The sequence below is a fragment of the Haloarcula sp. H-GB4 genome, assembly GCF_030848575.1.
GTDB lineage: Archaea > Halobacteriota > Halobacteria > Halobacteriales > Haloarculaceae > Haloarcula.
In genome coordinates this window covers 351,447-376,508 of sequence record NZ_JAVDDX010000001.1, presented here as the reverse complement: position 1 = coordinate 376,508, position 25,062 = coordinate 351,447, and the positions used below count along the sequence as shown (strand labels likewise).

Below are 25,062 nucleotides of genomic sequence, written 5' to 3'. Positions count from 1 at the left end.
ATCAAACAAAGAGCGGTATCGAAGCGCCACAGTTCTTGTTGTTCGGTAACAAATAACTTGGTTCAACAATACAGGGTATAGAACCGGATATATCGCCAAAGTCGAGTATAAAACCAGAGTGGCCACCAAGTCCAGAAACAAAAATAGAGTTGCCACCGATATTGATTATACAATCTTCTCCGCCACCAACCAACTCTTTTGAAGATAAAATCTTTTCACCGAGCAGTTCCGAAGTGTGAGTACCCACAGGTGGATACAACGTGCCCGAAATGGAAACCGCCGCGTTCGAGACGGATCTGAGCCTCTTCAAGTATGACAACCTCGAGCAACTCCCGCCGGCGTACCGGGACCTCGAGGCAGACGAGCGGACCGAGCGCATCGAGAGCGCGCTCGCCGAGCTTGGCGACGACGTGGTCATCCTCGGCCACAACTATCAGCGGCGGGAAATCGTCGAGCACGCCGACTTTATCGGCGACTCCTACCAGCTCTCGAAGGAAGCCGCCCAGTCCGACGCCGATTACGTAATCTTCGGTGGCGTGACGTTCATGGCTGAATCCGCGGACATTATCACGGACGACGATCAGTCCGTGATTCTCCCGTCGATGGAGGCGTCCTGCCCGATGGCCGGCATGGCCGAGGCGCTGCAGGTCGACGCCGCGTGGGCGGAACTGACCGCGGCGCTCGACGACGACGAGGAAATCATCCCAATCACGTACATGAATAGCTACGCCGACCTGAAGGCCTTCTGCGCCGAGCAGGGCGGTCTTGTCTGTACGTCCTCGAATGCCCACAAAGCGTTCGAGTACGCCTTCGAGAAAGGTGACAAGGTGCTGTTCCTTCCCGATAAACACCTCGGCGAAAACACGGCCCACCGGCTCGACATGGCCGACGAGACAGTCGAGTGGGACCCCTGGGACGCCGAGGGCACCGACGCCGCCGACGCCGTCGAAAACGATGTCATCCTCTGGGAAGGGTACTGCCAGGTTCACGAACGCTTCCGCGAGCACCACATCGACTCCATCCGCGAGGACTACCCCGACGCGAACGTCATCGTCCACCCCGAGTGTCGCCGCGAAGTCGTTGAGGCCGCCGACGTGGCCGGCTCCACGTCGACTATCTGTGAGTCCGTCGCCGAGGCTGACCCCGGCGAGACGTGGGCCATCGGCACGGAGATTCACCTCACGCACCACCTCCAGCGGTGGCACCCAGAGGTGAACGTCGTCCCGCTGTGTGGCGACGCCTGCATGGACTGCAACGCCATGCGCCAGATCGACCCGAACTACCTCGCGTGGGTGCTAGAGGAACTGGTCGAGGGCCGCGAGCGCAACGTCATCGAAGTCGCGCCCGAAGAGAAGGAACTGGCACAGGTCGCGATGGACCGAATGCTGGAGATCTAACCATGACAGACGACCCGATTACGACGGATGTGCTAGTCATCGGTTCCGGTATCGCCGGGCTGGCGGTGGCGCTCGCCGCGGCCCGCGAAGGTGACAACGTGACGCTCGCTACGAAGGCGACCCGTCCGGAAGGCTCCTCTTCCTGGTGGGCGCAAGGCGGCATCGCCGTCTCCCGGGATACGCCCGAAGAATTCAAAGACGACATCATGGCCGCCTCCGACGGTACCGCTGACCCCGATGCCGTCGATGTGCTGGTCGAGAACGCAAACGAGGCCGTCGAGGACGTGTTGCTTGAGACGCTCGACGTCGAGTTCGACCAGAACGGCTCGGGCCACGACTTCACCCGCGAGGCTGCCCACAGCGAGGACCGCATTCTCCACGTGGACGCCTCGACGGGCAAGCACATCCACGTCCCGTTCCTGAACTACATCGACGATCACGACGGCGTGGAGATTCTGGACGACACCGCCGCACTCGAACTCATCCGTCACGAGGGCCGGGTCCACGGCGCAATGCTCGAATCCGACGGCGAGGTCGACCCGTACTTCGCCGGCAGCGTCGTGCTGGCGACGGGCGGTATCGGCGACCTCTACCCGCGGACGACGAACCCCGACAACACGACCGGGGACGGTATCGGCATGGCCGCACTCGCCGGAGCCGAGGTCGAGGACATGGAGTACGTCCAGTTCCACCCGACCGCGTGCGTACTGGAGGAGAATGGCGACGCTGACGTTGCATTCCTCGTCAGCGAGGCCGTCCGCGGCGAGGGCGGTCTGCTCCGCAATGGCGACGGCGAGCGGTTCATGCCCGACTACCACGCCGACGCCGAACTCGCGCCCCGCGACGTGGTGGCCCGCGCTGTCAAGGCCGAGCGGGAGGCGACGGGCGAAGTGACACTGGACGTGTCGCCGCTCGACTTCGCCGAAGAGTTCCCGAACCTCGCCGACAGGTGTGCGGAACACGGTGTCGAGTGGGCGGACGGCATCCCAGTCGCGCCTGCCGAGCACTTCCTCTGTGGCGGCATCAGCGTCGACGATCGTGGCCGGACGACGCTGGATCGGCTCTACGCCGTCGGCGAGTGCTCCCGGACCGGCGTCCACGGCGCGAACCGCCTCGCAAGTACATCCCTGCTTGAGGGACTGGTCTGGGGTCTGCGTGCCGGCGAAGACGCTGCCGGGGCCGATCCGGAACCAATCGAAGCGCCGGAACTGCTCGAACGCGACCCGGACCTGCCCGAGCGGTTCGCCCGCGACAAGTTCCAGCGGCTGACCCGCGTGATGGACGAGAATGTCGGCGTCGAGCGCGACCCCGCGGACCTCCAGCGCGCGATGGCCGTCCTCCGCCGGCTTAAGGGCGAAGTGGATGCCTACGTCCGTACGCGAACCAGCCGCTCGCTGTACGAACTCCGCCACGCTAGCGTCACCGCCCTGTTGATTGCGCGCCACGCCGCCGAGAACGAGAAGAGCGTCGGCACGCACAATCTCGTGGACGCGAGCGAGGACCCACCGGAGTCCACAGCCGACTAATGCTCACTGACAGCGACATCGAGCGGTGGCTCCGCGAGGACGTGGGCCACCACGATGTGACCAACGACGTGCCTGGGACGACCGAGGGGCGACTAGTCGCGAAAGCGTCCGGCGTGGTTGCGGGCCTCGACGCCGCCACCGGCGTGTTCGAGTATCTGGACTGTGCGGTGGAGACACCGGTCGACTCCGGTGACGCTATCGACGCCGGCGACGTGGTGCTTCGCGTCGACGGCCCCGCGCAGTCGGTGCTCCGCGGCGAGCGCGTCGCCGTGAACCTCACTGGTCACGCCTCGGGTGTGGCGACGAAGACCCGGGCCGCTGTCGATGCGGCGGAATCCTCCACGGCAGATTCCACACCCCGTATCGCCGGCACGCGAAAGACGACCCCGGGCCTGCGCGGCATCGAGAAGCGAGCGGTGGCAGCCGGCGGCGGCGACACCCACCGGCTTGACCTCTCGCACATGGTGATGGTCAAGGACAACCACATCGCCGAGATGGGACTGCTTGACGCCGTCGAGCACTTCCGCGAGCGGGTCTCCTTCGCCACGAAACTCGACGTAGAGGTCGAATCCCCGGCGGACGCGCCGCGGGCCGCCGAGGCCGGTGCGGACATCGTCCTGCTGGACAACATGCCCCCCGCGGAGACCGAGCGGGCCGTCGACCTCGTAGCGGCGGCCGATGCCAACGCGCTCACAGAGGCCAGTGGCGGCATCACCGTCGCGGACGTGCCGGCCTACGCCGAGACAGGTGTGGATATCATCTCAATGGGGTCGCTGACCCACTCCGCACCGACGCTGGATTTCTCCTTTCGAACGGGTTGAATCCGGTCAGTCCGGCCGACTCGACGAGGATTCGGTCCTGAGTTCGGGCGGGAGTTCGAGTTGCTTGATACCGGCGCGGTCATCGATTCGGAACCGGTACAGCGCTGTGGCCTCCGTCTCGGCCGCCCGCTCAAACACGTCGGGCTCCCAAGCGGTGTCGATCTGTTCTCCAATTGCCATACGTTCGTCCTCAGGGACTCGCTCGATTGGTCCCGTCAATAGGACGCTGCGCCAGTTGAACGTCGTTTCGATGTCGTGGATGAGAAACCGGGCAACGGCCGCGTTATCGCTCGCTGTTACTTTTCGGCTGTCGACACCGAGAACGTAGACGAAGTAAAGCGCGGACTCGCCGTCGTACCAGAAACTAAGCGGGCGCAATAGCGGCGCGGAGTCAGTTGGGACGCCGAGCACGCCGACACTTGTGTGTTCGAGGGTCTTTTCGATGTCCCCGCTGTCCATCTGGAGCATCCCGAAGTCTTCCAGTTCGGAAACTGTCATGTCGCTACTTGTCGGCATATAATCATAAAGCCACAGGGCGCTGGCTCGGGGGTCGCTATTCACCACGCGGTGGGACGCTGTGCAGTCTGTCTCAGTCCAGTCGGCGGGCCAACATTACCTCGTCGACCAGTTCGTCCCGGATTTCGTAGTGATCGGCACGGACAGCCTCAGCCGTCCAGCCGGCCGCCTTCAGAAAGTCGATTGCTCGCTCGTTCGTCGCCGGCAGGCTGTTGTACACCTTTCGACAGCCACGGCTTGCGGCCCATTCGACCCCACGGTGGAGCAGGTGACTGCCGATACCATGGCGACGGTACGTCTCCATCACGCCGAGCGTGAGTTCGGCCGTCGACGCGAGTTCGTCCACTTCGGACATGGCGACGTGGACCCAACCGACGACGTCATCGTCCACCGTGGCGACGAACACGACACGACAGCGGTTGGGGCCCCAGCGGACGAGCGTGTCCTCGTAGGCCAATTGTTCGGCCACGCCGGCCGCGATGAGATACGGCGCTTCGCTGGTCACGTCGCGTATCGTGCCGACGACGCCGGAGAGGTCCGACGGCCGGGACGGGCGTATCTCATAGCTGACGCCGGCCTCGTAGTGTTCGGCCGTTTCACCGTCATGAAGCGCCACAGTGAGGTGCCCGTCCTCGGTGGCCTCGATGAGGTCGTCCCGTTTGAGAATGGAGACGTGGTGCTGGAACCGCTCGGGGTCGACACTGATGGCTTCGGCCACCTCGCTGGGTGCGACAGGGCCGTTCCGTTCCACAAACCGGTACACATCGGACCGCTCACCGCCGAGTTCGAGGTCTGTTGGGGACGGCATTTCGCTATGGCCCACTGATGACTGTATCTACTTGAAGCTACCCGGCAACGTCGCCTGCAATTGCAGGCCGGCTTGCCAGCAGCGCTGCCGTGGCCGCCGGTGAGACCGGTTGGAACAGGAGTTGCTGCCGCAGCATTGCATGCGTCCGCGTGACGCTTTTGTATGGTCGTAGCTCATTTTCGGCTATGCCAGACGCAGTCCGCCGCTGTCCCGAAGACGGCTTCTTCGAGGGCGACACGTGCCCGGTTTGTGACGGAACAGGGCCCCAGATTCTCGACGGCGAACGGCGACGACAGCTCTCGAAGTTCGTCTCGGGCGCGCTCAGACATTTTCCCGAAGACGCAGGCATCGAGGTAGACAAAGCGGGGTGGACGGACTTCGCTTCTCTCCGTACGGCGGTCGAGCGACAGTACGACTGGGTGGATGGTGAAGCACTGGCCGGCGTCATTGCCACAGACCCAAAAGGGCGGTTCGAACGGACAGGGGACAGTGGAGAGACAGATACAGCGACCGCTGGCGGTCGCGTTCGCGCGGCGTACGGGCACTCCATCGACGTGACCCTCGACAAGACCGACGACCCCGTTCCGGCGACGCTGTATCACGGGACTGCCCCGCGGAACGCCGATTCGATACGCGAAGCGGGGCTGAAACCGATGGGCCGCCAGACGGTCCACCTCTCGGAATCCGTCGCAGCGGCCCGCGAGGTGGGGCGTCGCCACGCCGCAGACCCGGTCGTGTTTGTCGTTGACGCCGAAGTGATGAAGTCCGATGACCGACGGATTGTCAAGCGCGGGACCGAGACGTACACGACTGCCCGCGTGCCGCCGCAGTATCTCTCCGTGCTCGAAAACTAGCGTGGTCGCGTCGCCTGCTACTCGACCAGCGGCGTGCCGGTCATCGCGTCCGGCCGGTCGATACCCATGAGCATGAGCATCGTCGGCGCAAGGTCGGCCAGCGTCCCGCCGTCACGAGCGGTCCGTCCACCGGCAGTCCCGTCAGGAGAGAGGTAGATGAACGGGACGGGGTTGGTCGTGTGGGCCGTGTGCGGGTCGTCTTCGGTCCCCATGTCGTCGGCGTTCCCGTGGTCGGCACAGATGAGTGCGTGACCGCCAGCAGCCCCAATCGTCTCGACTAGCCGCCCGAGTTGTTCGTCGACGACCTCGACGGCGGTCACCGCCGCGTCGAAATCGCCAGTGTGGCCAACCATATCAGGGTTGGCGAAGTTCAGCACCATCGCATTGGGGTCCTCAGTCTCGATGAAGTCGATAGCAGTGTCGGCCAGTTCTGGCGCGCTCATTTCCGGTTGCATATCGTAGGTCGCCACGTCGGGGCTGTCGACGATTTCGCGACTCTCGCCGTCGAACGCGACCTCACGACCGCCGTTGAGGAAGTACGTGACGTGCGGGTATTTTTCTGTCTCGGCCAGCCGAATCTGTGTATTCCCGGCTTCGGAAAGCACCTCGCCGAGCACGTCCTCAGGCTGGTTCGGTGGGAACGCGACCGGCAGGTCGAACGTCTCGTCGTACTGCGTCATCGTCACCAGCCGGGTGTCCGGCGGCTCGGTGTCAGCTCCCCAGTCATCCGGGCGGATATCGCCGAGCATCCGGGTAAGTTGCCGAGCGCGGTCCGACCGGAAATTGAAGAAGATGACCGCATCGCCGTCTTCGAGACCGGCGTGGTCGCCGACGGTCGTCGGCTCGATGAACTCGTCAGTGGTGTCGCGGGCGTACGACTCGGTGGCCGCCGTGACGGCGTCATCGGCGTGGTGGTCGCCCTCGCGGTGAACGATGGCGTCGTAGGCTCGGCGGGTCCGCTCCCAGTTCTGGTCACGGTCCATCGCGTAGTAGCGCCCGCAGACGGTGGCGGTATGGCCAGTTCCGTGCTCCTCGGCGTGGGCTTCGAGGTCGGCGAGATACTCCTCGCCGCCGGTCGGCGAGGTGTCACGGCCGTCGGTGAAAGCATGGGAGACGGCGTCGGTATCACGCTCGCCTGCGAGTTCGATGAGCGCGTGCAGGTGGTCCTGATACGAGTGGACGCCGCCGTCCGAAACGAGGCCCATGAAGTGGACCCGACCGTCGTGCGCCTCGGCGTGCTCGAAGGCCGATAAAATCGTTTCGTTCTCGAAGAATGGTGGGTCCTGTGCGTCGTCGTCGGGCGGTGATTCGCCACGTGAGCGAGCGATACTGTCGCTGACGCGAGCGGAGTCCTGTTTGACGACGCGGCCGGCCCCGATGTTGAGGTGGCCGACCTCGGAGTTGCCCATCTGGCCCTCCGGGAGGCCGACCCGGCGGCCGTGGGTGGCAAGTGTCGACGCTGCGCCTGCGTCTCGGTAGCGGTCGAAGTTCGGCGTGTCGGCGGCAGCGACGGCATCCCGGACATCGTCGTCCGGATTCAGGCCCCAGCCGTCCAAGATGATGAGTCCGGCGTCCATATCCAGTGGGTCACGCGACCGGCGTAATACACTGTCGGTCAGTCTCGAACGTGACGGTCGATAATGCGAAATTCGGCGGTGCTGATGGGGCTATCCCTACGCATCCACTCCGCTATCCTTGCCGGTATCTGGAACCCTGAAATTAAGAGGGTGGCCCGCCTTCGGTCGGGCATGACTCGAAATATTCTCTCGGACGATCTAGCCGACGCAATCGTTACCACAGCCCGGACGGCGACGGGCGACTCGCTCCGTTCAGTGACGTATTTCACACGTGCGAACTTCGAGCAACTCTACCTGCGGGAGGACCTCGAACAGGACGCCGACCTCAACGACTTCGTCGGCCACGAGTGGCAGGGGTACAAGCAGACGAAGAACGCCTATCAGGAGTCCGAACTGGGCGACTATCGCTTCACCGTACGCGCGTTCTCCAACGGCTACCTCGTGCGAGCGACAACCGAGCGTCAGGGCGTGCTCATCACCACGGACGGCCTGACGATGCAGTCCTACGAAGAGATCGCCGAGGCCATCGAGCGCCTGCTCCGCGAGGAGTCGGGCAAGGAGTAACCACTGAATCGGCGGGTGACCAAAGGGTTATGCCCGTGCCGGCGAACCCACGGGCATGACGCTTGACCCGGTCCACGTCGACGGAATCGCCAAGCTCGCCGGGCAGGTACGCGAGACCGTCGAGACGAGCGACCAAGAGGCGGCCGCCGAGGAGGTGTGGGACAACTTTCTCGACCCGCTGTGGCAGGAGGGAACGAAGATTCTGGAGCCACTGGACGAGCAGCGCCGCCGGAAGGTCCCCATTGAGGATATCGCGCTGGCGGACCCACCGTTTCCGACCCAGCACGGTCTGGACTCGGGGACAATCAATCCGACGACATTCAAGAACGGGCTGGTACTTGATGTGGCCCAGGCGGCGATGGGGAGTGTTCCCTCGGACGTGGAACTCCACCGGGGCCGGACCATCATCATGGCCGTCCACTCCAACGACGCGACGCTGGGGTTCGACGGCGAGTGGCAGGGCGGGGACCGCGGCTACGCCAAGCGGCGCGTTCTCGACGTACCACAGGTCGACCGTTACGAACAGCGGGTCGTCCACGCGCTGGCGCTGTACCTCGCGGAGAGCCAGCACGCACTGACCAACGCCGACATGGTCGAGGACCTGTTCATCCTCGACGGCCCCATCTACCCGACCGGCGTGCTCCGCTGGGCCGACCGCGACACTGAATTGGCCGACCTGCTCGCGGAAGACGACCGCCCCAAAACGGTCGTGAACAACTATGTCGACCTCGTCGAGCGATTCGTCGAGCGGGGCGTCCCGATGGTGGGGTTCATCAAGAACTCCTCGACGAAGGCCCTCACGCGGGCGTTACGGCGCAAGACCAACGCCCCGTGGGTGAACGACACCGCCTTCTTCCGGCGAATCCTTGAGCGCCGCGACAACGAGGGAGAGCGGCAAACCGACTGTCTCACCGCGACGAACTGGTTCCGCTCACGGGGCGGTACTGACGGCATCATGGCCGCCGACGGTGACGCGCTGGGCATCGAACGGTCCCTCGACCCCGAAGCCTACGAGGTGACGTTTTTCGTCCTCTACGACCCGCGTTCGGATCTCGTGTTCCGCGTCGAGGCCCCGTACGCGTTCACCAAAGATCCGGAATGCCGGGCCAAGCTCACGCGGCAGATACTCCACGACGTGGCCCGGGAACAGGGGCCGCCACTGGCCATCGGAAAGGCCGATGAACTCGCCAAAATCGACCGGCAGGGCAGCGAGGAACTCACTCGCCGCATCGAGCGGACGTTCGAGACCGACCGGGAGCGAGAGTTCAACGACATCCGGTGGGGAGCCGTCGAAGAATCGTTCTGAAGGGTTAGTCACGACGGGCCAGAACGATAGCGTAGAGGAGGACGAGGAGACCGACTAGTTCGGTGATGGTGCCCGGGAGGGGAAGCACCATTCGCGGGAGGACCTGCACGGCACTAAGGGTAACCAGGTACGAAACGAAGGTGAGGAGGCTGATTCCGGTAGCCAGTGCGAGCATGGAGCGAGTCCGCCGTCGACGGTAGCCAACGAGCGCCAATGCAGCAATGAGCAGTCCGACCCCCGTCTGTGCGAGGTGGAAAGCAGTGTTGACGGTAACCCACGTTTCGGCGGAGAGGCCGGCAAACTCCATTAGAGTCCCTCCCAGAGGTCTACTAGCGCATCGGCGAACTCATGTGTCTTTGACTCAACGGAGAGGGTCACGTCGAAGGCCCCTTCGGTGAGACAGACGGTGAGTTCGTCCATCTGTGCCTCGTACACGTCTACGTGATGCCCGTCATCCGCAATTTGCGTTCGAGCAGCGACGAGGCCGCAGTCCTCAAGCGCGTCGAGACGGCGATACACGGTCGAGAGTGACATGTCGCAGTCGTTGCTGAGTTCAGTTGCTGTCATGGGTCTGTGACTCGTGGCTGCAAGGAGTGCGCGAGCGTATTCGTCATCGAGGAGGGCAAACACCTCGGTCGGGGACGGGTCCTCGGCCACGTGCAGCGGTTTCACCCGAGCCGTTGTATAACTCACCGGTCGTTCGCTGACTCAGAAAACGGCGGGAAAGCATGCCGGTTCGACTACGCCGTCTCGGCCTGCTGCACCGTCACGTCGACCGTCTCGCCGGCCACACCGAGCCGGGCGAACTGCGTTCGGACGTGTTCTTTGGCCGCGTTGATGGCCGCATCACGCGTCTCGAAGCCGCGGGGCATCGGGGATTCGAAGGCGATTCGGATCTCACGGTCGCCGATTGACTGGACCTGTCCGCCGCTTTCAACCTCGTAGAAGGCGTCACAGACCCAGACGTAGGGTGTCCCCTCGTCCGGTGCGCCGTTGAACTTGGGCGGCTCCTCGCCTGGTTCGTACAGCGTCCCGGTTAGCGCTGTCCCGCCTGCTGTCCCCCGAATAAGCAACATGCTCCGATGTAAGGGCCCCAGCGGCAAAAGATTCTCCCCCGGGACAAGCGGTCGCCCCGACACCGCTGGACTGAACCGGTCGCTCTCGGAACTGCTCGCATCCCGACGAGGGTCTTCGACTGGCGGCAGCATCCCAAGCGGTATCCGAACGCGCTCTTTCTCGTGCCTCGGAATTTGGCACGTGCCGAGACAAGTCGTATGTCAGTGGGTGCCGCAGATAGTCGTATGTCTGACTCGACTGGTGCCAGTGTTCAGTTACTTCGTAACGCGACTGTCCTCGTGGACGTTGGAGACGTGACGTTCCTCGTCGACCCGATGTTCGCGTCACCTGGGGAGAACCCGCCTGTTCCGAATTCGCCGAACGACCGTCGAAACCCGCTCGTCCCAATGCCCGACAGTGACCTGTCCTACGACGCTGTGGTTGTCACGCACCGCCACCAAGACCACTGGGATGGGGCGGCCCAGGCGGAACTCGATGCCGACGTGCCGCTGTTCTGTCAGCCCGAGGAGGCGGACGAATTTATTGACGAGGAGTTCACCAATGTCTGCCCCGTCGACGACGAGGCGTCTATCGAGGGAGTCTCGATACACCGAACGCCCGGGCGGCACGGGCACGGAGAGTTAGCGGCGGAGATGGGCCCCGTTTCGGGATTCGTGTTCGAGGGCGACGAAACGGTGTACGTCGCAGGCGACACGGTCTGGTACGAGCCGGTCGAGGAAACGCTCGATAGGTTCGAGCCGGATCTGGTCGTGTTGAACGGCGGTGAAGCGCAGTTCGAACACGGCGACCCCATCACAATGGGCGTCGAGGACATCACGGCTGTCCGGGATGGGACCGCCGCTACGGTCGTTGTCGTTCACATGGAGGCGATCAACCACTGCCTGCTCAGCCGGGACGAGCTACGGTCGGCAACGGAAGACGTTCGGGTTCCCGACGACGGGGAATGGGTCAATCGATAGGCTCGGTCAGTTAGCAGGTGCTTTGACGAAGGCGCTGTCAGATGCCACGGCGACACCGGCAGGTCAGGGTTCGCAGTCGACCACGACGGGCAGGTGGTCGGAGCCGTAGTGGTCGTCGTCGCGGTCGGCGATGACTGCCCTGGTGTCGATGGACACGTCCTCGCTGACGAACACGTGGTCAATCCCCATCTCGGGGAGCAAGTCGTGGAAGTCGGTTCGGCTCGTCGTCGGACCGTGGGTGACGGTCGCTGTATCGCGAGCGTCAACAAGTGTGCGGCCGTCCGGGAGTTCGTGCCCCTCGGCGCGCTCGTAGGCCGGTTCACCGACAACACAGTTGAAATCGCCCATCACCACTGCGGGCGCATCCCGGGTGGCAGAATCGAGATGGTCAAGCACCAGTTCGATACCCTCGACACGCGCGTCAGCCCCCTGATGGTCGAGATGCGTGTTCAAGCACAGGAGATCATCGTCGGTGTCGCGGTCACGAAGGCGGGCCCAGGTCGCTACGCGGGGATAGGCGGCGTCCCAGCCGATGCTGCTCGGCTCGGCGGGCTGTTCGGAGAGCCAGAACGTGTTTGTGGCCGCGCAGTCGAAGCGCTCGGCCCGGTAGCCGATGGCCGTATGCTCCCCGCCGGCATCGACAGAGTCCCGCGGGTCACCGACCCACTCGTAGCCGTCCAGCAGCACCTCTAGCTCCCGGAGCTGGTGAGCCATCGCCTCCTGTACCCCGATAATGTCGGGGTTATGATACTGGATGATACCCGCCACCAGCCGCCGCCTGTGGGGCCACCCGTCTACCCCATCCCCGGCGGTGTCGTACCGCACATTGAAAGACATCACCCGCGTCGGCTTCATATGCGTTCGTTGACAGCCAACCGGGTAAGGTTTCACATTCATGCTGCTGGGGAAAGGTGTTAATCCCCGGCTACCCTGAACTGGGGTATGTCCGACCTCGGGGATTTCACTGATTTCGATGGCGACGACGCGGCGGCCGACGACGAGGCCGCACAGTCGGCCGAGACGGCCGATGACGGCGATGGGGCTGTCGACGCGTCGGAGGGGACCGGCCCGACAGCACAATCTACGGACGATGACTTCGAAGATATGGACGTGACACCAGCAGGAACAGACACCGGTCTCGGTGTCCTCTCAGCGGCGAACGGCCTTCGAATCAGCGAGGAAGCGGAGGAAACGGTCCTGCGAGCCTACGTCACCGCGCGGAACCGCTCGCGTCTGCGTATCGGCACATATCTACTCGTCCCATACCCTGGCGGTGAACGTCTGTTCTGTCGTATCAAGGCTCTGGAGTACGCCCAAGAGTTCCACGCCGACGACGCGACCGAGATCCACGCCCGGCGAGCGATGCGCGAGCGGGGAATCGACGAACGAGATTTCAAATTCATCGCCGAGCTTGAGCCGGTTGCAGTGCTGTACAGCGACGGTGGCGAACTCAAACGTCGGATGACCGACCGGGTCCCCAAACCCGAAACTGTCGTCCGGGAGGCCACCGACAAGTCTGAAATCAAGACCGGTCTGAAGATTCCCGAGGACGGCGTCTTCCTGGGTCATCTCGCCGTCGGCGGCGAGAAGGTCCGCACCGCCGCCGAGCCGCCGACAATCGACTACCGGCTGAAAGACGACTACGACGCCGGCGACCCACTCGTGTTCCGGCACACCCTCGTCGCGGGCGGGACCGGGTCCGGGAAGACCCACAGTTCGAAGAACATCCTGCGGCAGTATCTCGGCCGGACCTACGAAATGGGCGATGGCCGTACGCCCGAACTCGCCGTCGTCCAGTTCGACCCGCAGGACGAGTACGCACAGATGCACGACGACAACCCCGCGATGACCGACGAGTTCGAGCGCCGCTGTGAGCGGGAAGGCGTCGCTTACGGCGGGCATGACGACACCATCGCCTTCGTTCCGAAGGTGGCCGGGGCCGACTACAACGCCAGCCACCACCGCGCTGAGCAGGTGGAGTTCACGATCCCGTTCTCGCTCGTCCACGACAATCCCTGGCTCATCGCCGGCTCCAGCCTGAACGATAACCAGTACGGCGCGCTGGTGAACACGCTGCTCCCGCGGTTCAAGCGCGAATATGGGGAGGGTGGGACCTACAGCGACTTCCGGACCTTCCTCGGGGACCCCGCACTCAAGGAGGAACTGGACGAGGCGGGCGATGTCCACGAGGCCACGTTCGACGCCGTCAAGCGTCGCGTCCAGGGCTTCGGCGCAGTCTTCGATCAGGACGCCCGGCCAATCACCGACCAGATTTCACAGTTCGTCCGCGACGGGGGCCTGACGGTCATCCCGACCTACCACATCACGGACTCCCGGACGGCCTCGACTATCGTGCTTGCCGTCTCCAGCCTGCTCATCGACCAGAAGCTCTCGAACGACCCGGACTACGACCGCATCAAGGAGACGCCGCTCGTCCTCGGGATGGACGAGGCCCATAACTTCCTGACTGACGCCGACAGCGTTCAGGGCCGCAAGGTCATCGGGAAGTTCACCGAAGCCGCCAAACAGGGCCGCAAGGAGCGTCTCGGCCTGTATCTCATCACGCAGGACCCACAGGACATCGCCGACCCGGTGTTCAAGCAGATCAACACGACGATGGTGCTCAACCTCGGCGACGAGGATGCCATCTCGGCGGTAAACATCCCCAGCAACCTCGAATCGAAGGTTCCCTACATGGAGAAAGGGCAGCGAGTCGTCTACTCGCCCGATAACTCCGAGCCGGTCGAACTGATCGGCCTGTCGACATGCGTGACCCGTCACGGGCGAGACTGACAAACCGAAGGCCTGCTCACCGATTGCAGCGGGCCGAAGATTCAAACCGGCCCCAGCGGAAGTGGGCGTATGGCAAAGCGAATCCTTGTTCCGGTCGACAGTTCAGATCAAGCAACGGTCGCCTGTTCGTTCGCAGCCGAGGAGCATCCCGACGCAACGATCGTTCTCTTACACGTCATCAATCCCGCAGAGGCCGGCTACAGCGCGGAGGCCTCGATTCCCTCCTTCTCCGAGGAGTGGTATGAACAACAGAAAGCCACAGCGGAGGACCTGCTCGATGACCTCGAGGCAGAAGTGACTGCGGCCGGTGTCGAGTCCGTCGAACGCGTCATCGAGGTCGGGCGACCAACGAAGGTCATCGTGGAGTACGCAGACGACCACGACATCAACCAGATCGTCATGGGGAGCCACGGCCGCTCGGGCATGTCCCGTATCCTGCTTGGTAGTGTCGCTGAAATCGTCGTCAGACGAGCGTCCATCCCCGTAACCGTCGTCAGATAGCGCTACGGGTGTCGGACGATATGGACGTCGTATTCGGGGTCTTCTGATATCGGTGAGCCGACGCTACAGACCGGCGTTGACACCCGCCCGGCGTTCTCACTGCCGATGAACACGATTGAGGCTCCCTCTTCGTGAGCGACTTCTCTGATGGTCCGGGTGATATCCGTTGTCGTTGACGCCATTGAGCTCACGTCCTTCGGGATCTCGTAGCGGAACGACACTGCCGGGGCGACCGACTCGGCTTGCTCCCGCATCCGGTCGGCGACCGCCTCAACACTGAACGCTTCATCCGCGTCGAGCCAGCCGTGTTCCCGCGCGTACGCCGCATCATCCGGGATAACGGACAGCGCAGTGATGTCCTCGTCGCGGTAGTCCGCGAACTCCATCGCCCGCGTGAGCGCGGCTTTTGACAGGGCCGAGCCATCGAAGGGCACGAGTAGTACCATATCCCACTTGTTGCCCGGTTGTGATTTATTGGTTCCGCCGGCCGGTGCAATATGAGCGACACAGTGCCGGATAACACATCGTAGTCCTGCGGTAAGCCGAGCGAATAACCCGGCAAGGTGTCTGTAACTAACTGTGTTTAGTGTGACCAATAACCATGGAGTCGATAGACGACGCACTCAGGTATCCCATGGAAGACGACGACTGGACCATGACCGTTCTCATCGGTGGCGTCCTCAGCCTCCTCTCGTTCTTCGTCGTCCCCGCCATCCTCGTGTACGGCTATCTCGTTCAGGCAATCCGCAAGCGGGCAGACGGCGCGACACAGCCGCCAGCGTTCGAAGACTGGGGGGAACTGCTTGTTGACGGGCTCAAAGCCTGGGTTATCGGTATCGTGTATATGCTCGTCCCGCTCGTCGTGTTCGGGGTGACTGTCGGCGGGAGCCTGTTCGCGATGGCGACCGGGACTCGTGCCGGGGCGGGTGCCGGTCTGGCCGGCCTCTTCGGCGGGCTGGCGATCTCGTTTGTCCTGTCGCTGGTGTTCGGGTATGTTGCGACAGCGGCTATCATCCACTTCGCCTGTACCGGCGAGTTTGGTGCCGGGTTCGACTTCGGGACGCTACGGAAGTTAGTCATGTCTCCGGAGTACGCGACGCCGTGGCTGGTCTCGATTGCCCTGTTTATCGGTGCCAACGTCGTGGTGAACTTGCTGAACGTCGTCCCGTTCATCGGCTCGCTCATTGCCCTGATTCTCAGTCCGTTCGCCACCTTCTACGTGCTGGTGGTTGCGACGGACCTCTGGGCCAGTGGCTACAACGCCGCACTCGACGAGCGAGATGAATCAGAATCAGTCGGGACGGCGACAGTTTAGAAGATATTCGCCTGCTGGTAGACCGAGATACCGTCGTTCGTTATCTCATAGGGTTTCGTCTCCCGCGAGTGGTTCGCGTTCCGTATCTTTTGGATCTCGACAGCGAGCCGCGTCTCGCTGGTGTCTGACCGGACGTACTGAAGGATGAACACGGCGTCAGTCAGGTATTCGATGATACCGTGTCTGGACGCGAAAGGGTTGGTCTCGCTGGCTTCAGAGACGAGCATCGTCGTCACGCCGGCCTGCTTCAGCGATCGGGTGAAATCGAACACTTCGGTACGTCTACGGGACTGGTCGTCGTACATCATCTCAAGCAATGAGACGGAGTCAAGCACCAGCCGGTCGGCGTCGAACTTCTCGATGAGCGCCGGCAGCTCGCCGCGGATGTTGTCAAGGCTGTTTGCCATCTCGACCGGGTCGAGATCGACAATCGCTAGCTGGCCCTGTTCTTCGTACTCCTCGAACCCCCAGCCGCGGTCGCCGGCGGTGTCCAGTATCGCATCGTGGGACTGTTCGAGCGTCAGAAACACCGCGTTTTCGCCATTCCGAAGCCCATGGTGGAGGAACTGCAATCCGAACGTCGTCTTTCCGGTTCCGGCCGAACCGATAGTGACGATGAGGTGGCGCTGTGGGATTCCGCCCTGAATCATCTGGTCGAGTCCCTCGATACCGATGTCCACCCGCGGGATGTCGGACTCGAACTCCTCCTCAAAGTCGCTCCCGCTGTCACCATCGCCACTACCGGCAGACTCGAACGCAGTGGCGAAGTCGTCGTCGAAGAGCCCACCGCCATCATCGTCGCCAGGGGACCCAGCGTCGGCATCAGCAGACTCACTCTGGCTGCTGAAGGGGTCACCGCTGCTGTCGTCGAACGGGCTGCTGTCACTGTCCCCGCCAGCAGCGGCGCTGCCGTCGTCACCAAACGGATTACTATCACTGCCTTCACTAAAATCGGCGCTGCTATCGTCATCGAACGGGCTGCTATCACCACTGCGCTTGTCGTCGTCGCTCTCGGGTGCAGACGGCCCGGTGTCGGTAGACGCCGGTTCCTCGGCGTCGCTCTCGGATGGTGTCTCCGAAGTGTCGTCGGCCTCCGTCGGTTCGCTGTCGCCGTCCTCGTCGTCCAGCGCACTTTCGAACCAGTCGTCATCGGACCCGCTGTCCTCGCTCATACGCACGACCACCAGCCACACGAACGGCCCATGGAAGTGGATACGCGTCGCGACTGATATAATTGCCGTCGTAGAGGGTTTATATACGGCCAGCGGGAACGTCCGGGCAATGACTGTCGGGATCGTCGCGCAGCGGGACAACGACCGGGCTATGTCGCTTGCGAGTACACTGTGTAACCGGCTGCGCGCCACGTCGGCGGCCGTTGTCGTCGACGAAACGACCGCCGGAGCGCTGGGTGACCACGACGCATGGGACGCAGCCGTGCCCGATTCGGCGCCGGTCGATGAGATGTCCGCCTGTGACCTCGTCGTGAGTATCGGCGGTGACGGAACGTTTCTGTACGCGGCCCGCGGTGCGGGGTCGACGCCGATACTGGGGGTCAATCTCGGCGAGGTCGGCTTTTTGAACGCGATTGCACCCGAAGAGGCCGTCGAGACGGTTGTCGCGGAGGTCGAACACATCCAGAAGACCGGGAGCGCCAGAACGCGGGCCAAACCGCGACTGCAGGCAAGCGGCGACGACTGGGAGCTGTCGCCGGCGCTGAACGAGGTCGTCGTGCAGGGCGAGCGACGCGGTCACGGCGGCGGGGCGACGGTCGATGTGTACGTCGATGATTCGCTCTACACGTCCGGCCACGCTGACGGCGTACTGGTAGCGACACCCACCGGATCGACGGCGTACAACCTCAGCGAACGCGGCCCACTCGTCCACCCCGACGTGGCCGGTCTTATCATCACGGGGATGGCAGACGAGATGGGGACGCCGCCACTGGTCGTCGACGTTGACAGCGAAATCGTCATCGAGCTCACAGATGCTGACAGCGGTGTCGTCGTCAGTGATGGTCGGGTTCGAAAAGACGTGGTCCCGCCAGAGCGGATAACGGTCTCGCGTGCGGGCGAACCGGTCCGGCTTGCTGGTCCGCCACTTGATTTCTTCACCGCACTCGACAAACTGGCCTAACGCCGACCGACGGCGTACAGCACCGGGGCGAGAACGAGCAGTACCAGACCGAACAGTTTGTACTGGAACGACGACGCGAGGACGCTCGCGCTGTTCGGTTCCATCGCCGACGCCGGCGTAATCACAAGCAGTGCCCCCAGCGCGATTGTATGGAGTCCCAGCATCCGGAGCGACCGTTGTGGGAGAATCGCGACGAGTCCACCGACAAAGCCGAGTAGCAGGACATCACCGATGGTGTAGTTCAGCAGGAAACTATCGATGAGTTGCAGCGGTGACGCGAGCATTCCTATCCAGAATTTCGCCGTGATGGAATCTTTAAAGTTCCGTTACGCCGCCGACCACGGGCGGCGTTTGGCCGTTCAATCGCCCGCCGTCCCCAGTGGTGTGAGCAGGAGATAGCCGGTCGAGGGGGCGCCGGCCGTCCGCAGCCGAAACTGCCGCGGTTCGTCGGGTGCTGTCGAGAGGGCGACGACATCGAGGTCAGCTGTACTGACTGCCTCGGCGTCCACCTCGTCTATCCCGGCCACGAGCAGCGCCTCTGAGAGGGCGGTCCCGTTGAGGCGATCGGACGGCACGTCGAACGTGGTCCCAAATGACTCGTTTGCCGCACGCACGACCGGGCCGTGCCCCTCGTCGGCGAAGTACAACACCGGGTCAGGATGGCCATCGAAGAGGTCGACTGGCTGTGGCTCCGGTGTTTGCTCGACATCTGCCGACACTGTCATCATCTCGTCGGTCGTCTCGCCGGGCGAATCAGTCACCAGAAGGTAGGAAACGCCGCCCAGCCCGCCGCCAAGCGCCAGACCGAGGCCGACGGTGACCTGTTCCGAAAGTCCGAGTGAAAACACTGACTGCACCACCAGCGCGACGGTAGCGAGCACGACCGCTCCTGCCCCTATCCAACCGATCACGGCCGCGAGGCTGCCAAGACGGTGTCGACCGCCTGTGTCCGTCGACGACTTGCTCATCGGTGCACACTCAATGGGCCATCGGTTAACGCTTTTCGAGAGGCGGTTGCCGGTAAAACATATACAGTTGCCAGCCCTAGAACAGTTTAATACTGTGTCCAGAAGTACAGGTGGCCCACCGCGGGTGCTCGTTGTCGACGACGAACACGATGTCGCCGACACGCAGGCCCTGAAACTCGGCGAGCGCTACGAGACGACTATCGCGTACAGTGGTCAGGCGGCGCTTGACGCTGCCGGCCCAGAGTTCGATGCTGTGTTGCTCGACCGACGGATGCCCGACGTGCACGGTGACGACGTGCTTTCGCGGTTGCGCGAGCGGGGGTATGACGGCGTCATCATCATGCTGACCGCAGTCGACGCCGATCTGAACATTCTGGAGATGCCGTTCGATGACTACCTTCAGAAGCCGGTCGACCAGTCGACGCTCCTGTCGGCGCTCGATCAACATCTCGACCGATCCGATGCAGACGAGAGGCTCGACGAGTACTTCCGGATTTCCTCGAAACTCTCCGTGCTGGAGCGCGAAAAGTCTACGTCACAACTGGAAGCGAGCACCGAGTACACGGAGCTAAAGGAGCGTGCCAGGGAACTGGAGTGGGTGCTGCAAGCCGAGAACAATGATTTCGAAGAACTGAAACAGACGTACCAGTCTATCAGCAGAAGCTAGGTGTTGAGAATCAGCGTCTCTTCGATGTACTCGTCGATGGTATCCCGAACCTCGGCGACAGGATTGTCGTTGCGAGTTGCGCTCTGAAGGATCACACCGTCGAGTATCGTGATCATGAACCGCGAAACCGTGTTAGGGTTGACATCGGCGAAGACTCCCTGTTCGATGCCGTCCTCAATGATCTGTACGAGTTGCCGGGCGAACAGTTCGTCCGTCTCAGTGAACTTCTCACGGAAATCCGGGTTCTGGACTGCCTGGGCACGCATCTCGACGTATGAACCGAGTACGGCGTCCTTATCTGGCGTTTCAACGCAGTCAGGGAAATCATCGAGAATGAGACTGACAAAGGTCTTGATGTCCTGTTCGGGGTCGCCAGTCGATTCGATTTGAAAGATGCGGTTAAATTCCGTGAGGATGAACTCCTGAAACGACAGCAAGAGGTCCTCCTTGCCATCGAAGTGGTGGTAAAACGTCGATTTGCTGAGGTCGGCCTCGTCCGCAATTCGCTGTATCGAAAGTCCGGCATACCCGTATTCCCGGAGGGCACGGAATGTCGCTCGCATTATCGCCTCATGCGAATCCGCTGGCTCCCCGGCGAACGGAATTCCATCACTCATCCCGACCGAATATTCGTTCGGGCAGTAAATATCTTCCCACTGTTACGGAACCACAACGTTGATGCACGACCGAACGTTCGTTCGATGTACACGGTTCGGGCGGGAGTCTGCACAGACGTATGTGGGTATATATCCCAATCTCCCAGGCATGACGTCCGCTCCGGACAGAAATAACGACAAGGAATGTCCGAAGTGTCCCTACGTATGAAACCACGAACGATACTGACGCTGGCTGTTGTCGCATTGCTCATGGCATCCGGAACGGCGATCGGCGCTGTGACCGGAAGCCCCGATTTCGACGCAACGTTCGTCGATAACACCGTCACACCCGGTGAAGAGACGACACTCGACGTTGTCCTCGTCAACAGCGGAACGGTCGACTCCGGGTCTACGACCCAGGGAATACAGAATAGTGAAGTAACGACCGCCCGCGGGACCACAGTCAAGGTCAATAACGGAGACGCCCCGATTACGGTAACAACGAACAAACAGGCCGTCGGCTCCGTCCCGGAAGGCAAGACGAGTCCGATTTCATTCGACATCAGCGTCGATGACGACGCAAGTCCCGGGGACTACACCGTTCCTGTCATCGTCGAATACGAGTACACGAGCTATATCTCCGAAAATGACGGGGCACGTGACGAAAAGACCGCGACTGAACGGGTCGAACTCGAACTCGAAATCGACGATGACGCGGGTTTTGACGTGGTGAGCGTCGACTCCGGCGCGCGCGTCGACTCGGTCGGGACGGTTGCAGTCACCGTCGAGAACACTGGTGACGAACCAGCCCGAGAAGCCTCAGTAACGCTGGAATCGACAAATCCTGAACTCACAGTCGGTAGTGACACCAGCAGCTCCCGGTTTATTAACACCTGGGAGGCCGGTGAACAGCGGACGCTCCGGTACCGCGTCGGTGCAAGCGGTGACGCCAGAGCCGAACCGTACCAGTTTGACCTGCAAGTCGACTTCGATGACACCGACGGGGTGCGAAAGAGTACGTCTGCCTCTTCGATCGGGATTACACCTGCCCGCGAGCAAACGTTCACTGTCGAACGTGTTGACAGCGACGTTGCTGTCAGTGACTCCGGGACGTATAACGTGACCCTGCGCAACGACGGACCTGTCACAGTCTCGGACGCGACAGTGACACTTACCACGCAGAACAGCGCGATTACGTTCGGACAGTCCGAATCCACATCGCAGTTTGTCGGCTCCTGGGAGCCTGGTGAAACGCGAACGGTGAGCGTTGACGCAAGCGCCAGCGACGACGCCAAGACACAGAGCTACGCGCTGTCGGCGTCAGTGAGCTATGACGACCCAGAAGGCGATGCCGGCGTCGCTGACGACATCTCACTCGGACTTACACCCGAACCCGAACAGTCCTTCGCCATGGGTGACGTCGAGTCGTCCCTGCAGGCGGGTGACGACGGCACGCTGGAAGCGTCGTTGACCAACACCGGCGACCGGACAGTTCGTAACGTCGTCCTGAACTGGGCGAGCACTCACGACAACATCTCGCCGAAGGAGACCCAGTACGCGGTCGGCAACCTCGAACCGGGCGAGTCAACGACCGTCTCATTCGATGCCGACGTGTCGGATAACGCGAACTCCGGCCCACGACAGTTCGACTTCGTCGCCAACTACCGCAACAGTGAGGGCGACAGGCGCGAGAGCGACACGCTCGAAATCCGGCAGAGCGTCGACGGCAGCGCCGACGAGTTTATCGTCGAGACGACGAACGCGTCGGTCAACGTTGGTGGGTCGAGCACGCTCGAAGTGACCATCACCAACGACGCCGGTGAGCGACTGACCGATATCGAGGCAAAACTGTTCGCCGAGTCACCGATCTCTGTGTCGGACGACCAGGCGTACGTCAACAGCCTCGATCAGGGCGAGTCAACGACCATCGAGTTCGGTATCAGCGCAAGCGGTGCCGCGATGACGAAAAGCTACCCCGTCTCGGTCGACTTCCAGTACGAGGAGCCGGACGGAGATACGCCGGTGTCTGACACCTACCGCCTTCCGGTCTCCGTGACCAACTCCGGCGGTGGCAGTTCACCGCTGACGGCGATTATCGGCGTCGCACTCGTGGCCGCTCTGGCCATCGGCGGCTACTTCAGGTTCCGCTAACGCATGGACTACCAGCGCTACATCGATTGGGCGGACGACCGCATCGTCCACGATTCACGGAAGGTGGTGCTTCTCTTCCTAGTCGTGACGGTGGTCTTCAGCGCCGGCCTCGGGAGCGTCTCGACTAACTCCGGGACGTCACAGTTTACCACCGACCTGCCGGCCGAGGAGGCACTGCAGGAGGTCAACGACAAGTTCTCGCCGACCTTCTCACCAGACACAGGGAGTACACAGCTCATCCAGCGGGAGACCAACGTCCTCTCGAAGCCGGCGCTGCTCCGGATGCTCAGGTCACAGGATCGGTTGGAACAGCACGGAAAACTCCGTGTCACATCGACCTCAAGCGCTGCGAGCATTGTCGCCCAGCAACTGGACCCGGAAGCGACGACGACGGAACAGCAAGTCTATGCTGTCGAAGCCACGACACCGAGTGAAATCGACGCCGCCGTCAGGCGCGCGGCCGAGCAGAATCCCCGGTTCAAATCGCTACTAAGCAAGGACTTCAATCGCAAAGCCGCCTCGGCGTCGGCGACCATCGGGGTCGTCACACATGAGGTCCCGGCCGGAATCTCCTCCGGGTCAGGCCAGGGCGGTTCGAGTCCGCTGACGAGCATTCAAAAACAGGCCGGGTTCACTGTCGCCAGCGCTGACCACGGTGGTATTACCCTGTTCGGCAGTGGTATCGTCGCGGACGAGTTCTCGAACGTCGTCGGCGACTCACTCATCCTGACAGTGCCCGCAGCAGTGCTGTTCATCCTGTTTTTCCTGACGATTGCCTATCGCGACCTCGCGGACATGGCGCTTGGCTTAGTCGCACTGTTTATGGCCGTCGTCTGGACGTTCGGCTTCATGGGGCTTGCTGGCATCCCCTTCTCGCAGATGCTCATCGCCGTGCCACCGCTGTTACTAGCAGTCGGTATCGACTTCGGGATTCACGCTGTCAACCGGTATCGGGAGGAACGCGAGACCGGAGCGTCCATCCAGAAGTCGATGCGGATCACGACCGACCAGTTGCTTGTCGCGTTCTTCATCGTGACCGGGACAACGGTCATCGGGTTCGCCGCGAATCTCACCAGCGCACTGCCGCCGATTCAGGACTTCGGCTACGTGGCCTCTGTCGGTATCACGTTCACCTTCCTCATCTTCGGGGTGTTCCTGCCCGCAGCGAAGGTGGAGTTGGACCGACTCCGCCAGCGCTACCCCATTCCGACGTTCAGCGAGACGCCGCTGGGCGCGGAAGATTCGGCACTCAGCGACGTGTTGCGCGGCGGCGTTATCATCGCGAACCGCGCCCCGATCATCTTCCTCGTACTCATCCTCGTATCTACGGTCGGTGCCAGCTACTACGCCACTGGCGTCTCGACCTCGTTCAGTCAGGAGGACTTCCTGCCGCCCGAGGAGAATCCGGACTTCGTCGAGGCCCTGCCGGAACCGTTCGCTCCGAGCGAATACACTGTAACGGAGGTGACGAACTTCCTCGATGAGCGGTTCGATACGACCCAGTCCAGTCAGGCGACGGTGTACGTAGAGGGGCCGATGCGGAACGATGCAGCGCTTGAGCAGATGTATCGAGCGGGTGACAACCCGCCAGACTCGTTCGTCCGAGCAGACGGGCGGGCTGATTCGACGTCCATCGTGACGGTCATTCAGGATCAGGCAGAGCGTGACCCCGAGTTCCGCCGGATGGTCGAACGCAACGACCAGAACGACAACGGGGTTCCGGACGATAACCTCGAGGAGATATACGAGTATCTGCTCGACTCGCCGGCCCGTAGTACGGCGCTAGAATACATCACCGAAGACTACCGGAGCGCGCGTGTCGTTTACACAGTCGAATCAGACGCGACCGACGCAGAGGTGACCACCGATACGAGAAACGTCGCCGACGACTTCCGGTATGAGGCGACGGCAACCGGCACGGTCGTCGTGTTCCAAGCCGTCTCGGACCTCATTCTGGAGTCAGCCATCCAGTCGCTGGCAATCGCACTTGTCGGCTCATCAGTGTTCCTCATCCTCATCTACAATATGCTGGAGGGGCGGCCGTCGCTCGGCCTCGTGAACATGATTCCCGTCGTCGTCACAGTGGCGTGGCTCGGCGGGACGATGCGGCTGCTCAATATCCCGTTCAACGCACTCACAGCGACGATGTTGGCGATAACTATCGGGCTAGGGGTCGACTACTCTGTCCACGTCACCCACCGGTTCGCCGACGAGTTCAAGGAGAACGACCTCGAAACGGCACTGGACCGAACTGTTCGCGGGACTGGTGGGGCGCTGTTCGGGAGTATGCTCACCACGACATTCGGTATCGGTGTGCTTGGGCTGGCTGTGTTCCCCGCAATCGGCCAGTTCGGCATCCTGACGGCCATGTCAATCGGGTACGCGTTCCTCACCTCCCTGATGGTGATCCCCTCCGCGCTCGTCGTCTGGGACCGGGTATTCAATGCTGACTGGTCGGTTCGTGGCATACTCGGGTTCGGTCGGTCGCGTCCACCCGCGCCTGTCGACGGCGACGACTGACCCGTGGCCTCGG

At 62.4% G+C, this 25,062-nt stretch carries 27 protein-coding genes; 14 read left to right on the top strand and 13 right to left on the bottom strand.

Annotated elements, in window-relative coordinates:
• Nucleotide 1: 1 nt before the first annotated feature.
• The gene (locus RBH20_RS01970) at nt 2–247 is read right to left on the bottom strand and encodes a hypothetical protein (protein ID WP_306704966.1); all 246 of its coding nucleotides are present in this window, start codon (nt 245–247) and stop codon (nt 2–4) included.
• A 22-nt stretch (nt 248–269) separates the two neighbouring features.
• Here RBH20_RS01970 and nadA point away from each other — a divergent pair, with 22 nt between their 5' ends.
• From nadA to nadC, 3 genes are read left to right on the top strand one after another with little or no spacing between them, the layout of a single operon-like run.
• Entirely contained in the window at nt 270–1,397 is a 1,128-nt protein-coding gene (nadA, locus tag RBH20_RS01965; RefSeq protein WP_306707443.1) for a quinolinate synthase NadA, read from the top strand.
• A gap of 2 nt (nt 1,398–1,399) precedes the next feature.
• A complete protein-coding gene (locus RBH20_RS01960) occupies nt 1,400–2,923 on the top strand; it encodes an L-aspartate oxidase (protein WP_306704965.1) in 1,524 nt (507 codons plus the stop codon).
• Nucleotides 2,923–3,744 carry a carboxylating nicotinate-nucleotide diphosphorylase gene (gene nadC / locus RBH20_RS01955; protein WP_306704963.1) on the top strand — a complete coding sequence of 274 codons (822 nt, stop codon included), beginning with the start codon at nt 2,923–2,925 and terminating at the stop codon, nt 3,742–3,744. Before RBH20_RS01960 ends, nadC begins: the two co-directional genes overlap by 1 nt.
• Before the next feature lie 6 nt (nt 3,745–3,750).
• Here nadC and RBH20_RS01950 read toward each other — a convergent pair whose 3' ends face one another.
• On the bottom strand, nt 3,751–4,242 hold the full coding sequence (locus tag RBH20_RS01950) for a pyridoxamine 5'-phosphate oxidase family protein (RefSeq protein ID WP_306704961.1): 492 nt from the start codon (nt 4,240–4,242) through the stop codon (nt 3,751–3,753).
• Between the two features lie 91 nt (nt 4,243–4,333).
• On the bottom strand, nt 4,334–5,068 hold the full coding sequence (locus RBH20_RS01945; RefSeq protein WP_306704959.1) for a bifunctional helix-turn-helix transcriptional regulator/GNAT family N-acetyltransferase: 735 nt from the start codon (nt 5,066–5,068) through the stop codon (nt 4,334–4,336).
• A gap of 185 nt (nt 5,069–5,253) precedes the next feature.
• On the opposite strand from RBH20_RS01945, the gene RBH20_RS01940 reads away from it, so the two are divergent.
• Nucleotides 5,254–5,922, top strand: a complete 669-nt coding sequence (locus RBH20_RS01940) for an RNA 2'-phosphotransferase (RefSeq protein ID WP_306704957.1) — start codon at nt 5,254–5,256, stop codon at nt 5,920–5,922.
• 17 nt (nt 5,923–5,939) lie between these two features.
• Here RBH20_RS01940 and gpmI read toward each other — a convergent pair whose 3' ends face one another.
• Complete coding sequence (gpmI, locus tag RBH20_RS01935) at nt 5,940–7,499, bottom strand: 2,3-bisphosphoglycerate-independent phosphoglycerate mutase (RefSeq protein WP_306704955.1); 1,560 nt, start codon at nt 7,497–7,499, stop codon at nt 5,940–5,942.
• Between the two features lie 171 nt (nt 7,500–7,670).
• On the opposite strand from gpmI, the gene RBH20_RS01930 reads away from it, so the two are divergent.
• Complete coding sequence (locus tag RBH20_RS01930; RefSeq protein ID WP_306707441.1) at nt 7,671–8,063, top strand: hypothetical protein; 393 nt, start codon at nt 7,671–7,673, stop codon at nt 8,061–8,063.
• 55 nt (nt 8,064–8,118) lie between these two features.
• Nucleotides 8,119–9,369, top strand: a complete 1,251-nt coding sequence (locus RBH20_RS01925; protein ID WP_306704952.1) for a DNA double-strand break repair nuclease NurA — start codon at nt 8,119–8,121, stop codon at nt 9,367–9,369.
• Between the two features lie 4 nt (nt 9,370–9,373).
• Here the strand turns inward: RBH20_RS01925 and RBH20_RS01920 are convergent, their stop codons facing one another.
• From RBH20_RS01920 to RBH20_RS01910, 3 genes are all read right to left on the bottom strand, one after another.
• Nucleotides 9,374–9,676 carry a hypothetical protein gene (locus RBH20_RS01920; protein ID WP_306704950.1) on the bottom strand — a complete coding sequence of 101 codons (303 nt, stop codon included), beginning with the start codon at nt 9,674–9,676 and terminating at the stop codon, nt 9,374–9,376.
• On the bottom strand, nt 9,676–10,026 hold the full coding sequence (locus tag RBH20_RS01915) for a winged helix-turn-helix domain-containing protein (RefSeq protein ID WP_306704948.1): 351 nt from the start codon (nt 10,024–10,026) through the stop codon (nt 9,676–9,678). Before RBH20_RS01915 ends, RBH20_RS01920 begins: the two co-directional genes overlap by 1 nt.
• Before the next feature lie 83 nt (nt 10,027–10,109).
• Nucleotides 10,110–10,445, bottom strand: coding sequence for a hypothetical protein (locus tag RBH20_RS01910; RefSeq protein ID WP_306704945.1), 336 nt, complete (start codon nt 10,443–10,445; stop codon nt 10,110–10,112).
• A gap of 225 nt (nt 10,446–10,670) precedes the next feature.
• On the opposite strand from RBH20_RS01910, the gene RBH20_RS01905 reads away from it, so the two are divergent.
• On the top strand, nt 10,671–11,405 hold the full coding sequence (locus tag RBH20_RS01905) for an MBL fold metallo-hydrolase (protein ID WP_306704942.1): 735 nt from the start codon (nt 10,671–10,673) through the stop codon (nt 11,403–11,405).
• 63 nt (nt 11,406–11,468) lie between these two features.
• On the opposite strand, the gene RBH20_RS01900 is transcribed toward RBH20_RS01905, so the two are convergent.
• On the bottom strand, nt 11,469–12,260 hold the full coding sequence (locus tag RBH20_RS01900) for an endonuclease/exonuclease/phosphatase family protein (RefSeq protein ID WP_306704940.1): 792 nt from the start codon (nt 12,258–12,260) through the stop codon (nt 11,469–11,471).
• A gap of 87 nt (nt 12,261–12,347) precedes the next feature.
• On the opposite strand from RBH20_RS01900, the gene RBH20_RS01895 reads away from it, so the two are divergent.
• On the top strand, nt 12,348–14,198 hold the full coding sequence (locus RBH20_RS01895; protein ID WP_306704939.1) for an ATP-binding protein: 1,851 nt from the start codon (nt 12,348–12,350) through the stop codon (nt 14,196–14,198).
• 69 nt (nt 14,199–14,267) lie between these two features.
• Entirely contained in the window at nt 14,268–14,699 is a 432-nt protein-coding gene (locus RBH20_RS01890; protein ID WP_005535919.1) for a universal stress protein, read from the top strand.
• A gap of 2 nt (nt 14,700–14,701) precedes the next feature.
• Here RBH20_RS01890 and RBH20_RS01885 read toward each other — a convergent pair whose 3' ends face one another.
• On the bottom strand, nt 14,702–15,145 hold the full coding sequence (locus RBH20_RS01885) for a universal stress protein (protein ID WP_306704938.1): 444 nt from the start codon (nt 15,143–15,145) through the stop codon (nt 14,702–14,704).
• Between the two features lie 155 nt (nt 15,146–15,300).
• Here RBH20_RS01885 and RBH20_RS01880 point away from each other — a divergent pair, with 155 nt between their 5' ends.
• The gene (locus RBH20_RS01880) at nt 15,301–16,014 is read left to right on the top strand and encodes a DUF4013 domain-containing protein (RefSeq protein ID WP_306704937.1); all 714 of its coding nucleotides are present in this window, start codon (nt 15,301–15,303) and stop codon (nt 16,012–16,014) included.
• On the opposite strand, the gene RBH20_RS01875 is transcribed toward RBH20_RS01880, so the two are convergent.
• On the bottom strand, nt 16,011–17,186 hold the full coding sequence (locus RBH20_RS01875; protein WP_306704936.1) for a KaiC domain-containing protein: 1,176 nt from the start codon (nt 17,184–17,186) through the stop codon (nt 16,011–16,013). The two genes, RBH20_RS01880 and RBH20_RS01875, sit on opposite strands and share 4 nt — an antisense overlap.
• 109 nt (nt 17,187–17,295) lie before the next feature.
• Here RBH20_RS01875 and RBH20_RS01870 point away from each other — a divergent pair, with 109 nt between their 5' ends.
• Nucleotides 17,296–18,147 carry an NAD(+)/NADH kinase gene (locus tag RBH20_RS01870; RefSeq protein ID WP_306704933.1) on the top strand — a complete coding sequence of 284 codons (852 nt, stop codon included), beginning with the start codon at nt 17,296–17,298 and terminating at the stop codon, nt 18,145–18,147.
• Here RBH20_RS01870 and RBH20_RS01865 read toward each other — a convergent pair.
• Together RBH20_RS01865 and RBH20_RS01860 are read right to left on the bottom strand one after the other, a co-directional pair.
• Nucleotides 18,144–18,431 (bottom strand): hypothetical protein, encoded by a 288-nt coding sequence (locus tag RBH20_RS01865; protein ID WP_004593774.1) that lies wholly within the window; start codon nt 18,429–18,431, stop codon nt 18,144–18,146. The genes RBH20_RS01870 and RBH20_RS01865 overlap by 4 nt on opposite strands.
• A gap of 75 nt (nt 18,432–18,506) precedes the next feature.
• Nucleotides 18,507–19,115 carry a hypothetical protein gene (locus tag RBH20_RS01860; RefSeq protein WP_306704929.1) on the bottom strand — a complete coding sequence of 203 codons (609 nt, stop codon included), beginning with the start codon at nt 19,113–19,115 and terminating at the stop codon, nt 18,507–18,509.
• Between the two features lie 124 nt (nt 19,116–19,239).
• Here RBH20_RS01860 and RBH20_RS01855 point away from each other — a divergent pair, with 124 nt between their 5' ends.
• The gene (locus RBH20_RS01855) at nt 19,240–19,782 is read left to right on the top strand and encodes a response regulator (RefSeq protein WP_306707439.1); all 543 of its coding nucleotides are present in this window, start codon (nt 19,240–19,242) and stop codon (nt 19,780–19,782) included.
• Here RBH20_RS01855 and RBH20_RS01850 read toward each other — a convergent pair.
• A complete protein-coding gene (locus tag RBH20_RS01850; protein ID WP_306704927.1) occupies nt 19,779–20,399 on the bottom strand; it encodes a TetR/AcrR family transcriptional regulator in 621 nt (206 codons plus the stop codon). The genes RBH20_RS01855 and RBH20_RS01850 overlap by 4 nt on opposite strands.
• 204 nt (nt 20,400–20,603) lie before the next feature.
• Here RBH20_RS01850 and RBH20_RS01845 point away from each other — a divergent pair, with 204 nt between their 5' ends.
• Together RBH20_RS01845 and RBH20_RS01840 are read left to right on the top strand one after the other, a co-directional pair.
• On the top strand, nt 20,604–22,529 hold the full coding sequence (locus tag RBH20_RS01845) for a COG1361 S-layer family protein (protein WP_306704925.1): 1,926 nt from the start codon (nt 20,604–20,606) through the stop codon (nt 22,527–22,529).
• 3 nt (nt 22,530–22,532) lie between these two features.
• Entirely contained in the window at nt 22,533–25,049 is a 2,517-nt protein-coding gene (locus tag RBH20_RS01840) for an RND family transporter (RefSeq protein ID WP_306704923.1), read from the top strand.
• Nucleotides 25,050–25,062 lie beyond the last annotated feature (13 nt).

Excerpts from the sequence above, each read along its gene's own strand:
- nadA (WP_306707443.1), top strand. The coding sequence starts at position 270 with ATGGAAACCGCCGCGTTCGAGACGGATCTGAGCCTCTTCAAGTATGAC.
- RBH20_RS01960 (WP_306704965.1), top strand. The coding sequence starts at position 1,400 with ATGACAGACGACCCGATTACGACGGATGTGCTAGTCATCGGTTCCGGT.
- nadC (WP_306704963.1), top strand. The coding sequence starts at position 2,923 with ATGCTCACTGACAGCGACATCGAGCGGTGGCTCCGCGAGGACGTGGGC.
- RBH20_RS01950 (WP_306704961.1), bottom strand. The coding sequence starts at position 4,242 with ATGACAGTTTCCGAACTGGAAGACTTCGGGATGCTCCAGATGGACAGC.
- RBH20_RS01945 (WP_306704959.1), bottom strand. The coding sequence starts at position 5,068 with ATGCCGTCCCCAACAGACCTCGAACTCGGCGGTGAGCGGTCCGATGTG.
- RBH20_RS01940 (WP_306704957.1), top strand. The coding sequence starts at position 5,254 with ATGCCAGACGCAGTCCGCCGCTGTCCCGAAGACGGCTTCTTCGAGGGC.
- gpmI (WP_306704955.1), bottom strand. The coding sequence starts at position 7,499 with ATGGACGCCGGACTCATCATCTTGGACGGCTGGGGCCTGAATCCGGAC.
- RBH20_RS01930 (WP_306707441.1), top strand. The coding sequence starts at position 7,671 with ATGACTCGAAATATTCTCTCGGACGATCTAGCCGACGCAATCGTTACC.
- RBH20_RS01925 (WP_306704952.1), top strand. The coding sequence starts at position 8,119 with ATGACGCTTGACCCGGTCCACGTCGACGGAATCGCCAAGCTCGCCGGG.
- RBH20_RS01920 (WP_306704950.1), bottom strand. The coding sequence starts at position 9,676 with ATGGAGTTTGCCGGCCTCTCCGCCGAAACGTGGGTTACCGTCAACACT.
- RBH20_RS01910 (WP_306704945.1), bottom strand. The coding sequence starts at position 10,445 with ATGTTGCTTATTCGGGGGACAGCAGGCGGGACAGCGCTAACCGGGACG.
- RBH20_RS01905 (WP_306704942.1), top strand. The coding sequence starts at position 10,671 with ATGTCTGACTCGACTGGTGCCAGTGTTCAGTTACTTCGTAACGCGACT.
- RBH20_RS01900 (WP_306704940.1), bottom strand. The coding sequence starts at position 12,260 with ATGAAGCCGACGCGGGTGATGTCTTTCAATGTGCGGTACGACACCGCC.
- RBH20_RS01895 (WP_306704939.1), top strand. The coding sequence starts at position 12,348 with ATGTCCGACCTCGGGGATTTCACTGATTTCGATGGCGACGACGCGGCG.
- RBH20_RS01890 (WP_005535919.1), top strand. The coding sequence starts at position 14,268 with ATGGCAAAGCGAATCCTTGTTCCGGTCGACAGTTCAGATCAAGCAACG.
- RBH20_RS01885 (WP_306704938.1), bottom strand. The coding sequence starts at position 15,145 with ATGGTACTACTCGTGCCCTTCGATGGCTCGGCCCTGTCAAAAGCCGCG.
- RBH20_RS01880 (WP_306704937.1), top strand. The coding sequence starts at position 15,301 with ATGGAGTCGATAGACGACGCACTCAGGTATCCCATGGAAGACGACGAC.
- RBH20_RS01875 (WP_306704936.1), bottom strand. The coding sequence starts at position 17,186 with ATGAGCGAGGACAGCGGGTCCGATGACGACTGGTTCGAAAGTGCGCTG.
- RBH20_RS01870 (WP_306704933.1), top strand. The coding sequence starts at position 17,296 with ATGACTGTCGGGATCGTCGCGCAGCGGGACAACGACCGGGCTATGTCG.
- RBH20_RS01865 (WP_004593774.1), bottom strand. The coding sequence starts at position 18,431 with ATGCTCGCGTCACCGCTGCAACTCATCGATAGTTTCCTGCTGAACTAC.
- RBH20_RS01860 (WP_306704929.1), bottom strand. The coding sequence starts at position 19,115 with ATGAGCAAGTCGTCGACGGACACAGGCGGTCGACACCGTCTTGGCAGC.
- RBH20_RS01850 (WP_306704927.1), bottom strand. The coding sequence starts at position 20,399 with ATGAGTGATGGAATTCCGTTCGCCGGGGAGCCAGCGGATTCGCATGAG.
- RBH20_RS01845 (WP_306704925.1), top strand. The coding sequence starts at position 20,604 with ATGAAACCACGAACGATACTGACGCTGGCTGTTGTCGCATTGCTCATG.
- RBH20_RS01840 (WP_306704923.1), top strand. The coding sequence starts at position 22,533 with ATGGACTACCAGCGCTACATCGATTGGGCGGACGACCGCATCGTCCAC.